Origin of the sequence: Pseudarthrobacter chlorophenolicus A6, assembly GCF_000022025.1 — a bacterium.
Classification (GTDB): domain Bacteria; phylum Actinomycetota; class Actinomycetes; order Actinomycetales; family Micrococcaceae; genus Arthrobacter; species Arthrobacter chlorophenolicus.
In genome coordinates this window covers 1,963,166-1,978,107 of sequence record NC_011886.1, presented here as the reverse complement: position 1 = coordinate 1,978,107, position 14,942 = coordinate 1,963,166, and the positions used below count along the sequence as shown (strand labels likewise).

Sequence of the window (14,942 nt, the reverse complement as noted above, 5' to 3'; positions counted from 1 at the left end):
CCCAAACCTCGCGCGGGCCATGGCGGCCTGCCCGAAAACATCCCTGAAAGGACCTCCCATGAAGAAAATGAAAGCAACCGGCGCCCTTGCTGCGGCCGCCGCGGCAGTCCTCGCCCTCTCCGCCTGCGGCAGCGGCGGCGGTTCAGCCGAAGCCGGCAAGGGCGAAATCAGCTACTGGCTGTGGGACGCCAACCAGCTTCCGGCCTACCAGCAGTGCGCCGACGACTTCACCAAGGCCAACCCGGACATCACCGTCAAGATCACCCAGCGCGGCTGGGACGACTACTGGAGCACCCTTACCAACGGCTTCGTGGGAGGCACCGCCCCGGACGTCTTCACCAACCACCTGGGCAGGTACGGCGAGCTGGCCGAGAACAAGCAGCTCCTGGCCATCGATGACGCCGTGGCCAAGGACAAGGTGGACCTCTCCGCCTACAACGAAGGCCTCGCCGACCTCTGGGTGGGCCAGGACGGCAAGCGGTACGGGCTGCCCAAGGACTGGGACACCATCGGCCTGTTCTACAACAAGGACATGCTTTCCGCCGCCGGGATTTCCGAGGACCAGATGAAGGACCTCACCTGGAACCCCAAGGACGGCGGCAGCTACGAGAAGGTCATCGCCCACCTGACCGTGGACAAGAGCGGCAAGCGCGGCGACGAGCCCGGGTTCGACAAGAACAACGTCCAGGTCTACGGCCTGGGCCTGAACGGCGGCGGCGACTCCTCCGGCCAGACTGAGTGGAGCTACCTCACCAACACCACCGGCTGGTCCCACACGGACAAGAACCCGTGGGGCACCCACTACAACTATGACGACCCGAAGTTCCAGGACAGCATGCAGTGGTTCGCGGGCCTGGCGGACAAAGGCTACATGCCCAAGCTCGAAACCACCGTCGGCGCCAGCATGGCTGACACCTTCGCCGCCGGCAAGTCCGCCATCAACGCCCACGGTTCGTGGATGATCGGCCAGTACACCGGGTACAAGGGCATCCAGGTGGGTATCGCCCCCACCCCGGTGGGCCCCGAAGGCGAGCGCGCCTCCATGTTCAACGGCCTGGCCGACTCCATCTGGGCCGGCACCAAGAAGAAGGACGCCTCAATCAAGTGGGTTGAATACCTGGCCTCCTCAGCCTGCCAGGACGTCGTAGCGTCCAAGGCCGTGGTCTTCCCCGCGCTGAAGGCCTCCTCGGACAAGGCCGCCGCAGCGTTCCAGGCCAAGGGCGTGGACGTCACCGCGTTCACCGAGCACGTGAAGAACAAGACCACGTTCCTGTACCCGATCACGGACAACACCGCCAAGGTCAAGGGCATCATGGAACCGGCCATGGACGCCGTGGTGTCCGGCAAAGCGCCGGTCAGCTCGCTGACTGCCGCCAACGATCAGGTCAACGCCCTGTTCAAGTAACCCCCCAATATGTGGCTGCGTTTGTGGTCGCAGCCACCCGGCCGGGTCCCGCCGTCCTCCTCCTCGCGGCGGCGGCACCCGGCCACCCCTTCCCTGGCATTCCCGTTATGCGTAACTTAAGACGCACCCCTGAACACCGAAAGAGACCACCATGGATCCCCTGCACCTCCGTTCCGCCGGCACCAGCCTGCTGATCAGCTTCGACAGCGGGGAGGCCGAGGTCATCCACTGGGGCGCGGACCTGGGTGCAGCACTTCCAGACCTCGCCGTCCTCACCACGCCCGTGGGGAATTCCTCCGTGGACGCCCGCGTCCCGGCCGCCCTTCTCCCTCAGGCCTCCTCGTCCTGGCGGGGCCGTCCCGCCCTCCGCGGCAACCGGATCACCGACGGCGCCCCGGGCCTGGACTTCTCCTCCCGCCTCCGCGTCACGTCCGTGGACACCGCAGGCGCCGGGCGGGCCACCGTTGTCCAGGCCGACGCCGACACCGGCATCAGCGTCGCCACCGTCCTGACACTGCACCCGGGCGGCCTGCTGGAACTGCGGCACACCCTTACCAACAACGGCACCACCCCCTTCCAGGTGGACGAACTGGCGACGGTCCTCCCCGTGGCGCCGGACGCCGTCGAACTCCTCGACCTGACCGGACGCTGGTGCCGCGAACGCCACCCGCAGCGGCGGCCCATCCAGCAGGGCACATGGGTCCGCTCCGGACGGCACGGCCGTACTGGCCACGATTCCTCTCTCCTGTTCGCCGCCGGCTCCCAGGGTTTCGGCAATCGGCACGGCAAGGTCTGGGCCACCCACCTGGCATGGAGCGGCAACCACGAACAGTTCGCGGACACCATCGGCGACGGGCGGACCATGATCGGGGGCTCGGAACTGCTGGGCTCCGCGGAGGTCATCCTCGCCCCGGGCGGCAGCTACACCACACCTGCCTTGTTCGCTGCATTTTCGGACCGCGGCCTGGACGGCATCACCGAGGCCTTCTACAGCTGGTTCCGGTCCCGCCCGCACCACATCCTTCCGGGCGCGAAGCCGCGCCCGGTGGTGCTGAACACCTGGGAGGCCGTGTACTTCAACCACGATCTCGACACCCTGATCGAGCTCGCCGATTCCGCCGCGGACCTCGGCGTGGAGCGCTTCGTGCTCGACGACGGCTGGTTCCGCGGCCGCCGCGACGACCACGCGGGCCTGGGCGACTGGTACGTGGACGAGACCCTGTGGCCTGAAGGGCTGACGCCGCTGATCGATGCCGTCACCTCCCGGGGGATGGAGTTCGGGCTGTGGGTGGAACCGGAGATGGTCAACCTGGACTCGGATGTTGCCCGGGCCCACCCGGAGTGGATTTCCGGCCCTTCCGCGGTAGCGCACAAGGACGGCGGCCGGCTGCCCCTCGAATGGCGCAACCAGCACGTCATCGACCTCGTCAACCCGGAAGCCTGGCAGTACGTCTTCGACCGGATCTCGGCACTCCTGGGTGAGAACAACATCAGCTACCTCAAGTGGGACCAGAACCGGGACATCGTTGAACAGGGCCACGCCGGCCGCGCGTCCGTCCATGAACAAACCCTCGCCGCCTACCGGCTGTTCGACGAGCTCCGCAAGGCCCATCCCGGCGTCGAAATTGAAAGCTGCTCCTCCGGCGGCGGACGCGTTGACCTGGGCATCCTGGAGCGGACCGGACGCGTCTGGGCATCGGACTGCAACGACGCCCTGGAACGGCAGACCATCCAGCGCTGGACCGGCGCCGTGGTTCCGCCGGAGCTCGTGGGCAGCCACATCGGCCCCACCACCTCGCACACCACCGCCCGCACCCACGACCTTTCCTTCCGTGCCATCACAGCCTTCTTCGGCCACTTCGGCATGGAATGGGATGTCCGCGGCGTCCAGGGCGCAGAACGGGAGGAGCTGCGGCGCGTTGTCGGGCTCTACAAGGAACACCGGGACCTGATCCACAGCGGCCGGCCGGTCCACGCGGACATCGCTGATGAGGCCTACCAGCTGCACGGCGTGGCGTCTGGGGAACCTGCTGCGGAGGGTACGACGGCGGCGCTGTTCGCCTTCGTCTGTGCCCGCACCTCGGGTGCCGAGCAGCCGGGCCGGATGGGCCTGCCCGGACTCGACCCGGACCGGACCTACCGGGTGGACCCCATCTTCCCGGCCCCCGGCGACAGCGACTACGGACACACGTTCACCCAGGTGCAGCCGCCGGCCTGGCTCAGTGACGGCGCAACAGCCAGCGGCCGGTTCCTCGCCGAAGTTGGCCTGCCGATGCCGATGCTCAACCCGGAACACGCGGTGCTGATCAAGGTCACAGCGCTCTAGGCGGTCACAATTCACGAATGTACGGCCCGGCGGAAACTTCCGCCGGGCCATACGTGTGTGGCACCAAAACCCCGGCCAGAGCGGCAGCTCCGCGAAGCCTGGCTCCGAGGGTTTCACGCGCTGGCATGTCGTTGCCGCCCATCCGGTCCTCCGTCAGGTCCGAATGCCCTTATGACACCTGAACGAGTGTGGAATCTGTTTTATACCTGACTGGAGATGACCGTGAACCAGAGTGCCAAGAACCTGACCCGGACCGCCGCCGCTTCACTGCTGGCCCTGACCGGTTTCGCCGCAACCACCCTCCCGGCGCAGGCCGCCACAACGTCCGGACCCGTGACTGAAGTGACCCAGCAGTCCAGCGGCTCACCGCTCCTGGGCGACATCCTCGCCGGCGGAATCCTGAACGGCGGCGTCATCAACGGTCCCGTGGTGGACGGCCCCCTGGTGGACCTGGGCGATACCGGCCCGTTCCAGTTCGGCCAGTTCCAGTAACCCTCCCCGCCTGACCAACCGCTGCCCCCGGCTTCCACGCCGGGCAGCGGGGCTTTGCCATGCCCCGATGTGCCAGCCGGCCCCGAGATCCCGAGAAGGAACATGTCCCACAACGCACTGAACTCCCCTGCCCGCCCCGCGTCTCCGCGGCTGGACCTGACCCAGGCCCAGCGCGGCATCTGGTACGCGCAGAAGCTGGCACCGGAGAATCCGATGTTCCAGATCGGTCAGTTTGTTGAGATCACCGGGCCCTTGGACCACGGTGTCCTGGCGGCCGCCCTGGAGCAGGGGATTGCGGGCACCGAGGCCCTCACCATGGCCTTCAGCGAGGACAAAGACGGGCCGTTCCAGTACCCGCGTCCGCGGCCGGCCATTCTTGAGGTCACCGACCTGGCAGGGGCCACAGACCCGGAAGCACAGGCCCGCGCCCTCATGGACGCCGACCTGGCGCTCCCCCGGGATCCCTCATCGGACCATATGCTCCACACGGAGCTCATCCGTCTCGCCCCCGAACGGCACTTCTTCTACCAGCGCGTGCACCACCTCCTGTTGGACGGCTATTCCGCTGTCCTGGTCCTGCGCCGGGTGGCTGAGCTCTACAACACCATCCTGGCGAACGACGGCGGCGGACAGGCCACCGGGGAAGGTGCGGGTTTTGCGCGGTTCGCGGACCTCCTGGCGGCTGAGGCCGGTTATGCCGGGTCTGACGGCGCCGCAACAGACCGGGCCTTCTGGGACGGCGAGCTTGCCGAAGCGCCTCCTGCCACCGGCCTGGCCGGACGTCCGAACGGTGCCGCGGGGTCCCTGATCCGGGCCTCGGTGGCCCTCCCGTCCGCCGCGGCCATGGCCCTCGAGGGCGCGCCGGCGAGCGCGCCGGCGCTGGTCCTGACCACCGCGTCACTGTACCTGCACCGGATCACCGGTGAGCGCACCGTCTCGGTGGCGCTGCCCGTCACGGCCCGGCGTGGACACCTGGCTAAATCAACGCCGTCAATGCTGTCGAACATCGTGCCTGTGAAGCTGACCGTCGATCCCGGCGAAACCGTCGCCGCCACCGCCGCAGCCGTGGGACGCACCCTCCGTGGTGCCCTGGTCCACCAGCGCTTCCGCTATGAGGACCTGGACACCGGAGGCGGCTACCTGGGCCCAGCGGTCAACATCCTGCCCGTCCTGGACACGATCGCTTTCGGCGAGGCCCGGGGCGCGATGAACATCCTCTCCACCGGGCCAATTGACGATCTCTCCATCGTGGTCCACGGCCTCGGCGCCGGCGGTGCAGCACCGCAGCCCACAGTCCAGTTCGAAGCCAACGCGGCCATGTACACGCAGGATGTGCTGGCCGGCCACCTTGACCGCTTTGTACGCCTGCTTGAACACGTGGCCACCCGCCCCGACGCGGTGGTGGCTGACCTGGCGGTCACCACCCCGGCAGAGGAACAGCAACTGCTCGCGGCGGGCCAGGCTCACGGCCAGCACCTGCCGGGCCACACCATCGTGGAGGAATTCCAGCAGAACGCGGCGGCACAGCCTGATCAGACGGCCGTCGTGGCCACGGAGGGCACCCTCACCTTCGCTGAACTGGAGTCCCGTTCGAACCAGCTGGCGCGGTTCCTGGCCGGGCACGGTGCAGGGCCCGGAAGCACGGTGGCGGTACGGCTGGACCGTGGCCTGTTGCTGCCGATAGCGCTCCTGGCGATCCTCAAGTGCGGCGCCGCCTACCTTCCGCTGGATCCGGACTACCCTGCCGGCCGCGTGGAGGGCATGCTCCACGATGCCGCTCCCCTGAGGATCCTCACTTCAGCAGCGTTTACGGCGGCAGGGTCCGCGGAGGGGAACCCGCCGGCACCCGGACACGAGGAGCTGGCCACGGACGTCCCGGTCACGGTCCTGGACTCTGCCCTGATGGAGGCCTGCCTCGCCGGCAAGGACGGGTCGGCTCCCCCGCCCGCCGCCGGCCAACAGGATCTCGCGTACGTCATTTTCACCTCCGGCTCCACGGGCCGGCCCAAGGGCGTCGGTGTCGAACACCTGGCCCTGCTGAACCTCTACACCTCGCACCGCGACACCATCTTTGCCCCGGCGGAGGCGCGGCTGGGCCGCAAGCTCAGGGTAGCGCACACCGCGGGGCTGTCCTTTGACGCGTCCTGGGACCCCATCCTGTGGCTGGTGGCAGGCCACGTACTTCACCTTGTGGACAACGGCACCCGCCGGGATCCTGAGGCCCTCAGCGCCTATCTGGCCGAGGCCGGCATTGACTCCATCGAGACCACGCCCTCCTTCGCCAAGGTACTGGTGGCCGGCGGACTGTTCGACCAGGAACGGCACCCGTCCGTGGTGGCCCTGGGCGGCGAGGCTGTAGACACCCAGCTGTGGGAAGACCTGGCAGGCCGCAACGGCGTTGTCGCCTACAACTTCTACGGCCCCACCGAAACTACCGTGGACTCGCTGACCGCGGTCATGGAAGCCGGCACCGCACCCACCCTGGGCGGTTCGGTGGCAAACACCCGCCACTACATCCTGGACTCCGGCCTGAACCCGGTTCCGGACAATGCCGTGGGCGAGCTCTACGTTGCCGGCATCAACCTTGCCCGCGGTTACCTGGACCAGCCCGGGCTCAGCTCCGAACGATTCGTGGCGGATCCTTTCGCACTGGACGGCTCGCGGATGTACCGCACCGGAGACATTGTGCGCCGCCGGGACGACGGCACCCTTGAATTCCGGGGGCGGCTGGATGGCCAGGTCAAGATCCGGGGGTTCCGCATTGAACCCGCCGAGATCGAACAGGTGCTGCGCGCCCTGCCCGGCGTAGACCAGGCAGCCGTCACCGTAGGTACCAACCGGGCCGGCTACGACCAGCTCCTGGCATACGTCACGCCAGCGTCCACGTCCGATGGCGGGCCGCAGCATCCGCTGGACACCGCCGACCTTCGGCGGCAGGCACGGCGGCACCTGCCCGACTACATGGTGCCGGCCACCGTCACCAGCATTCCTGTCCTGCCCCTGACACCCAACGGAAAACTGGACGTCCAGGCCTTGCCTGTACCGGAACAGGACACTTCGGCCACTACCCCGCGCAACGAGCCCGAACGGATCGTGGCCGCTGCGTTCCGTGACGTTTTGGGCCTCGAGTCGGTGGGCCTGGAGGACGACTTCTTCGACCTGGGCGGCCACTCACTGCTTGCCACCCGGCTGGTTGCCCTGCTGCGGGACCGCACCGGCACGGCTCCGGCACTCCGCACCGTCTTCGAAAAGACAACAGTGGCGGCCCTCGCCGAAACCCTGGACCTGGGCACGGCTCCGGCCCGGCCGCTGGCTGCCGTCACCCGGCCGGCAGTCCTGCCGCTGTCCTTCGCCCAGCGCCGGCTGTGGTTCCTCAACCGGCTGGATCCCGCGGCCGGGACGTACAACATCCCGGTGGTCCTGGACCTGCGCGGGCCCCTGGACGTCGCGGCCCTGGCTGCGGCCCTCGGCGAAGTAACTGACCGCCACGAGACGCTCCGCACGGTGTTCCCCCTGGTTGACGGCGAACCCGCCCAACGCATCCTGCCGCCGGCAGAGGGGCGGCCATCCTTGGTTGCCGTGGAGTGCTCCACCACCGGGCTGCCGGACGCGCTTGCCGCGGAAACGGGGCGCGGGTTCGACCTGGGCCGGGACCTGCCGTTGCGGGCGGTCCTGTTCCAGCTGGCGCCGGACCACCACGTCCTGGCCGTGACCCTGCACCACATCGCAGCCGACGGCTGGTCCCTGGCACCCCTGGCCCGGGATCTGTCGGTCGCGTACAACCACCTCGCCGCGGGCACGGACGTGGAGCTGCCGCCGCTGCCCGTGCAATATGCCGATTACACGCTCTGGCAGCGTTCCGAACTGGGCAGTGAGTCGGATCCGGAGAGCCCCATCTCGCGGCAGCTGGAGTTCTGGGCACGCGAACTGCGCGGCGCACCGGAGGAGCTGCTGCTGCCCTTTGACCGTGCCCGCGGCACCAGCGGTGACGCTGCGCACCCGGACGGCGGTCCGGCGTCGTCCGTTTCCCTGAACATTGGCCGCGAAACGGCGGAGCGGCTCAACACCCTGGCCCGGGAGCACAACGCCAGCCTGTTCATGGTGCTGCAGGCAGCCTTTGCCGCTTTGCTCACCAAGACCGGCGCCGGCGACGACATTCCGTTGGGCACCCCCGTGGCCGGGCGGACGGACACCCAGCTGGACAGCCTGGTGGGCTTCTTCGTCAACACGCTGGTTTTGCGCACCAATACCTCCGGCAACCCCACCGCCGGTGAACTCGTGGAGAGCGTCCGCTATACCAACCTGCATGCCTACGCCAACCAGGACGCGCCCTTTGAGCGGGTGGTGGAGGAGCTCAACCCTTCCCGCTCGCAGCACCGGCACCCGCTGTTCCAGGTCATGCTGACCCTCCAGAACACCGCCACCACTCCACTGGCCATGGACGGCCTGGAAGCCACGGCGGACCAGGCCCGGGAAGCGGCCGGCGCAAAATTTGACCTGCTCCTGGACCTCGCCGAAAGGTCCGGCGGCCTCACCGGTTCCCTCGCCTACGACCCCGCCCTCTTCAACGCGGACACCGCTCAACTGCTGGCCGACGGCTTCCTGGCCGTTGTGGACCAGTTCGCCGCGGACCCCGCCGTCACCTTGGACCGGCTGCGGATCCAGTCGCCTGAACAGCATGCCCTGGTGCTGGCGCACAGCACCGCCCACACCTCCGCGGACAGCTACGGGGACGGGACTGGTCAAACGGTCGTGGATGCCTTCCTGGCCACCGCCGCCAGGACCCCCTCCGCGCCCGCCGTGGTTGACGCAGGCGGTCCGGCCGCATGCCTCACTTTCGGCCGGCTGCGGCAGCGTGTGGAGTCTGTGGCCAGGGGCCTGGTGGCGCTGGGGGTCCAGCCCGGCGACAGGGTAGCCGTGGCCCTTCCCCGCACGGCCGATGTGGCCACGGCCGCACTGGCCGTCCTTGCTGCGGGAGGGGTCTACATTCCGGTGGACCTCACCTATCCCGCGGAACGGATCGCCATGATCCTCGACGACGGCGGCCCCGCCCTGGTGCTCGCGGCACCCGAGGGCCCGGGCCAGGCGGGCCCCGTACCGGCCGCCCGGACAGTCACCCTGGAGATGCTGATCGCCGCGGGGACCGGCATCGCTCATGCAGACCTGGCCGGGCGACGGCCCGCTCCGGACGACCTCGCGTACGTCCTCTTCACCTCAGGATCGACCGGCCGGCCGAAGGGTGTTGCCGTATCCCACGGCGCACTGGCAAACCTTTACTCCCACCATCTCCGGACGCTCTATACCCCGCGGTTCGAGGCAGCCCGGGGCGCCACGGTGTCCGTGGCCCACATCGCCGGACTTGGATTCGATGCGGCCTGGGACCCCATGCTGTGGCTGGTGGCTGGTGCCGAACTCCACATTGTGGCCGACGACGTGCGCACCAACGCCCAGGCGCTGGCCTCCTACTGCCGTGCCCACGCCATCGGAGTCCTGGAAACCACCCCCACCTACGCTGGCCAGCTCCTGCAGTTCGGCCTCGGTGCGCAGCCTGCTTCTCCAGCCGCAGATACCGGGCAGCCACTGCCGCTGCTGTTGCTGCTGGGCGGCGAAGCCGTGCCGGCCGGGCTGTGGGCAACCCTGTCCGGCATGCCCGGCGTGGACGCCTGGAACTTCTACGGGCCCACCGAATTCACCGTGGATTCCTCCACCGCGCGGATCCAGGGTTCCCGGCCCACCATCGGCACGGGAATCGCCAACACCGGCACCCTGGTCCTGGACCAGCACCTGGCCCTTGTACCCCTGGGTATCCCGGGAGAGCTGTACCTGGCCGGACCCGGAATGGCCCGGGGCTACCACCAGCGCCCCGGCGAAACAGCGTCCCGGTTCGTGGCCAACCCCTACGCCAAGGACGGCAGCCGCATGTACCGCACCGGCGACCTGGTGCGGCGAACCGGCGACGGCACGCTCGAGTTCGTTGCCCGCAACGACGAACAGGTGAAGGTCCGCGGATTCCGGGTGGAACCGGGTGAGATCGAGGCTGCGCTTGCGGCCCACGATCAGGTGGACCGGGCCGTGGTCCTTCCCGACGGCGAACCGGCCCAACGGCTGATCGCCTACTACACCGGAACGGCTGCACCGGAGGACATCCGGACCCACGCGGCGGAACGGTTGCCCGACTACATGGTCCCGGCCATCCTCATGCCCATCCCGGACATTCCGCTGACACCGCACGGCAAGCTGGACCGGAAAGCCCTGCCCGCCCCCGCCGTGTCAACAGCCCGGGTGGGGGCAGCACCCCATACTCCCGACGAGCACGCCATGGCCGCCGCTTTTGCCGCCGTCCTGGCCGTGGACAACGTCTCCATGGGCGACGACTTCTTCGCCCTGGGCGGGCATTCACTGCTCGCCATCGATCTAATGGCCCGGATACGGATTGCCTTCGGCCGGGAACTTCCCCTGCGCACCCTGTTCGACGCCCCCACCCCCGCCGGGCTGCTGGCCGCGCTGCGGCCCGGAACGGCGGACACCGGGACGGGCACCATCGAGGCGGGAAACGCTGACGCGCCCGGCATAGCCGCGAACACTGCTACCGCCGGCGCCGAAGTCATGCCGCTCGGCGAATGGCTGGACACCGCCGGAGCCACCCGGCCGGAGCACCTGGAACTGTCCCACGCGCAGGCACGCATGTGGTTCCTGAACCAGCTTGATCCAGGCGCTGCCGACTACAACATCTCCCTGGCAGTGCGGCTGACCGGCGCCCTCGACGAACAGGCCCTGGCCTCCGCCGTGAAGGCACTGTTCCACCGGCATGAGGTCCTCCGGACGGTCTACCCGGAGACCGGCGGCGTCCCCGGCCAGCACATCCTCGCCACCGGCAACGCTTCCTGGATGAACCTTGCCCTCAGCACCGCCACATCCGAGGACAACCTCCGCGAGGAACTGCAGGCGCAGGCAAGCCGCGGCTTCGATGTCCGCACCGAGGTGCCGCTGCGGGCCGGACTCATCCGGATCCATGCCGAGGCCGGAGAATCAGCACAGGAAGCAGAACCACAATGGGTGCTGCACCTGGTGATCCATCACATCGCCGGTGACGGCGCCTCCCTGGCGCCGCTGGCACGGGACCTATCCGCTGCGTACTCAGCCGCGCTCGCAAGCGCAGACGGAGAACCTGCCACGCAGGCCCTTGCTCCCCTGCCCCTGCAGTACGCCGACTTCAGCGCCTGGCAGCGGCAGCAACTGGCCGGTCCTGCCCTGGCGGAAAAGGTTGGCCACTGGCGGCACGCCCTCGCCGGGCTCCCGCCCGAGTTGATGCTGCCCGCTGATCACCAGCGGCCCCGCACCGCACGCCAACCGGGGGGACAGGTGGGCTTCCGCGTGTCCCCTGAAAGTGTGGCGGCGCTCTCAACCCTCGCGTCGTCGTCGAACGCCAGCCTGTTCATGGCACTGCACGCCGGCCTTGCCGGCTACCTGCTCCGGACCGGCGCCGGTGAGGACCTGGTGATCGGATCGCCCACAGCGGGCCGCGCCGATCCGCTGCTCGCCCCGATGGTGGGCTTCTTCGTGAACACCCTGCCGCTGCGCGTCAACGCCGCCGGCGATCCTGGCCTGCGCACCCTGCTGGACCGGTCCAGGGCCAGCATCCTGGATGCCTTCGACCATGACGATGTGCCTTTCGAACGCCTCGTGGAAGCAGTGGCACCGGAGCGCGAACTGGGCCGGCATCCCCTGTTCCAGACCATGCTCACGGTGGACAGTGACGTGCCGGCGGTCCCCCAGCTTCCCGGCGTCACCGTGGTTCCCGAGCCGGAGGCTGGTACTGGAGAAGCCAAGTTCGATCTGTCCTTCACGCTTCGGCCGGACGCCGAAGGGGGCCTTGCCGGAACGCTGGATTACAACTCCGCCATGTTCGAATCAGCCACCGCCCAGCGCCTGGCGGCCGGTTTCACCCGGTTGCTGGACCTGGCCGCTTCCGCTCCGGACGTGCCCTTGTCGGCGCTGCCGCTGCTGGAAGAGCACGAGGCCCGTGACCTGGTTGCGGCGACGTCGGGCTCCCACGCCGGAACTGCAGCCCTGGGTGCCGGGCCGGCACCCGGACAAGCCCCGGGGCATGCGGACCAGGACATCCCGGCGGCGTTCGCTGCGGCAGTCCGTGCCACGCCTGACGCCGTGGCCCTTGTGTCCGACGCCGGTTCGCTCAGTTTCGCCGACCTTGAGGCGTCTGCCGAACGTGTCGCCGCCGGGCTCACCGCAGCCGGCGCGGGCGGCGGCCTGGTGTCCGTCATGCTGCCCAGGTCCGCCGGCACGGTCGAGGGCCTCCTCGGCGTATTGCTGGCGGGCAGCGCCTACAATCCCATCGATACCGCGTATCCGGACAACCGCGTGGCCGCTATCCTCGAAGATGCCGCTCCCGAGGCAGTGCTCACCAGCTCCGCCGTGGCGCCCAGGCTCTCCGGCATCCTGGCGGGGCTGGATCTTGAACCCCGCCTGCTCCTGATCGAAGACCTGGCCCACAGCACTGCGCAGGTGCCAATGCCAAACCGCGCCAGGGACCCGCGTGAGCTTGCGTCGGTGATGTTCACCTCGGGCTCCACCGGCCGGCCGAAGGGCGTGGAGGTCAGCCACGGTGCCCTGGCAGCGCTGCTGGCCTCCCACCGGGAGACGCTGCTTGCCGGCATCAGCAGGCGGAAGGTGGCCCACACAACGGGCGTCGGCTTCGATGCATCGTGGGATCCCATCCTCTGGCTGGCGGCCGGGCATGAACTGCACCTGCTCTCCGACGACCTCCGCCGGGACCCATCGGCCCTCGCCGGGTACTTCGTCCGCCAAGGCATCAGTGCCTGGGAGACAACTCCGGGTTACCTGCACCAACTCCTGGCCGAACCCGGGTTCGCCGCCCACCTGGCCAACCACCCGCGCGGTCGGGAAGCCTTCAGCCTGGCCTTGGGCGGTGAAGCGTTCGACGCCGGCCTGTGGACGTCCGTGGCGGCGCTTGCCGGCGTCCGGGCCTGGAACCTCTACGGCCCCACCGAAGCCACGGTGGACACCGTGGTGGCTTCGGTGGCCGACAGTGATGCCCCCGTGTTGGGCCGGCCCACGGCCCGTACCCGGCTCTACGTCCTGGATGACCGGTTGCAGCACGCCCTGCCCGGCGCAGCCGGTGAACTGTATATCGCAGGGGCGCAGTTGGCGCGGGGCTACCGCGGACGTCCCGACCTTACCGCTGAACGGTTCGTGCCGGATCCTTTCCACGGCGGCGGCGAACGGATGTACCGGACCGGTGACGTGGTGTACCGCCACCCGGACGGGCGGCTTGTCTTCGCCGGCCGCAACGACGGGCAGCTGAAGATCCGTGGTTTCCGGGTGGAACCTGGCGAAGTGGAGTCGGTCCTGAGGGCTGCCCCGGGCGTCCGGGCCGCAGTGGTCCGGGCAGTCGGTGAAGGCAGCGCAGCGCGGCTGGCGGGTTACGTCGTCGCGTCAGGTGACGCCGCGGAAGACCTGCCCGACGCCGTGCGCCGCCATGCGCAGGCGGCACTGCCGGACTATATGGTTCCCTCAGTGGTCATGGTGATCCCGGAGGTGCCGCTGACGCCCCACGGCAAGGTGGATGCCAACGCGCTCCCCGACGCCTCCACCGCGGGACGCTCCGGGGGCCGTGCGCCCCGGTCCCCGCAGGAGAAGACGGTGGCCGGCATCTTCGCCGAGGTGCTCACCCTTGACCGGGTTGGCGTGGACGAATCGTTCTTCGAACTGGGCGGCCACTCATTCCTGGCGCAGCCGCTGGTCGCCAAGGTCAACGCTGCCCTGGGCACGGACCTGCAGGTCCAGTCGCTCTTCCGGGCACCCACCGTGGAAGGGCTGCTGCTGGAAGCAGCCAACGGCTCGCGCGCCAGCGTCGCGGACAGCCTGCGGCAGGTGCTTCCCCTACGGACAGCCGGGTCCAAAGCGCCGCTGTTTGCCGTGCACCCGGCGTCGGGCATCGGCTGGGGATTTGCTTCCATGCTGGGGCAACTGGACCCCGAGCGCCCCCTGATCGGGCTGCAGATGCCGGGCATGGAACCGGGGCGGACTTCTCAGGTGGAGGCGGCAACCCTGACGGAACTGGCCGATGACTACATTGCCCGGATCCGCAGCGTCCAGCCCGAAGGGCCGTACCATCTGCTGGGTTGGTCATTTGGCGGCTATCTGGCCCACCGGCTGGCCACCAGGCTGCAGGAACGCGGCCACGAGGTGGCTTTCCTGGCCATCCTGGACGCCTTCCCGGACAACCAGGAAGGAAACACCGCGCCCGGCGAAGACCAGGCGCTGTGGGCGAGCTACCTGGAAGCGCAGGGCTACGACCTCACCGGGGAAGACCTGGCAGGCGTGGACGTGCACCGCGCCCAGGAGATCCTGCGCGCCAACCACAACCCGGTAGGAACGGTCCCCACAGATTCGGTGGAGGCCATGGCCCGGAACTTCCCGATCCTGGCACGCCTGATCAGGGACGAACGGCCCCAACTCTTCACCGGTGACCTGCTGTTCTTCCGCGCCACGGAGCAGGTCCCGCCGGGTACTCCGGGCAGCGCTTCCTGGTCCCCGTTCGTCACCGGGGCCATCACCGATGTTCCTGTTGGCGAGCGGCACTCCCAGCTGCTCAGTGACCGGGCTCTCAGGACAATCATGCCTGCCTTGGCCATCCGCCTGGGCGGCGGAACCGAATAACAGATGATGCTCCTGTGA

The 14,942-nt window shown here is 68.9% G+C and carries 4 protein-coding genes; all 4 read left to right on the top strand.

Going from position 1 to position 14,942, the window contains the following annotated elements; translation table 11 throughout:
• Window positions 1-58: 58 nt before the first annotated feature.
• The 4 genes from ACHL_RS08830 to ACHL_RS08815 all read left to right on the top strand — a co-directional run bounded on the left by ACHL_RS08830 (window position 59) and on the right by ACHL_RS08815 (window position 14,924).
• Window positions 59-1,405 carry an ABC transporter substrate-binding protein gene (locus ACHL_RS08830; RefSeq protein ID WP_015936950.1) on the top strand — a complete coding sequence of 449 codons (1,347 nt, stop codon included), beginning with the start codon at window positions 59-61 and terminating at the stop codon, window positions 1,403-1,405.
• A gap of 151 nt (window positions 1,406-1,556) precedes the next feature.
• Complete coding sequence (locus ACHL_RS08825) at window positions 1,557-3,731, top strand: alpha-galactosidase (RefSeq protein WP_015936949.1); 2,175 nt, start codon at window positions 1,557-1,559, stop codon at window positions 3,729-3,731.
• Between the two features lie 222 nt (window positions 3,732-3,953).
• Window positions 3,954-4,223 (top strand): hypothetical protein, encoded by a 270-nt coding sequence (locus tag ACHL_RS08820; protein WP_139187445.1) that lies wholly within the window; start codon window positions 3,954-3,956, stop codon window positions 4,221-4,223.
• Between the two features lie 102 nt (window positions 4,224-4,325).
• Window positions 4,326-14,924 (top strand): non-ribosomal peptide synthetase, encoded by a 10,599-nt coding sequence (locus tag ACHL_RS08815; protein WP_015936947.1) that lies wholly within the window; start codon window positions 4,326-4,328, stop codon window positions 14,922-14,924.
• The last annotated feature ends 18 nt before the right edge of the window (window positions 14,925-14,942 follow it).

Excerpts from the sequence above, each read along its gene's own strand:
- ACHL_RS08815 (WP_015936947.1), top strand. The coding sequence starts at position 4,326 with ATGTCCCACAACGCACTGAACTCCCCTGCCCGCCCCGCGTCTCCGCGG.
- ACHL_RS08825 (WP_015936949.1), top strand. The coding sequence starts at position 1,557 with ATGGATCCCCTGCACCTCCGTTCCGCCGGCACCAGCCTGCTGATCAGC.
- ACHL_RS08830 (WP_015936950.1), top strand. The coding sequence starts at position 59 with ATGAAGAAAATGAAAGCAACCGGCGCCCTTGCTGCGGCCGCCGCGGCA.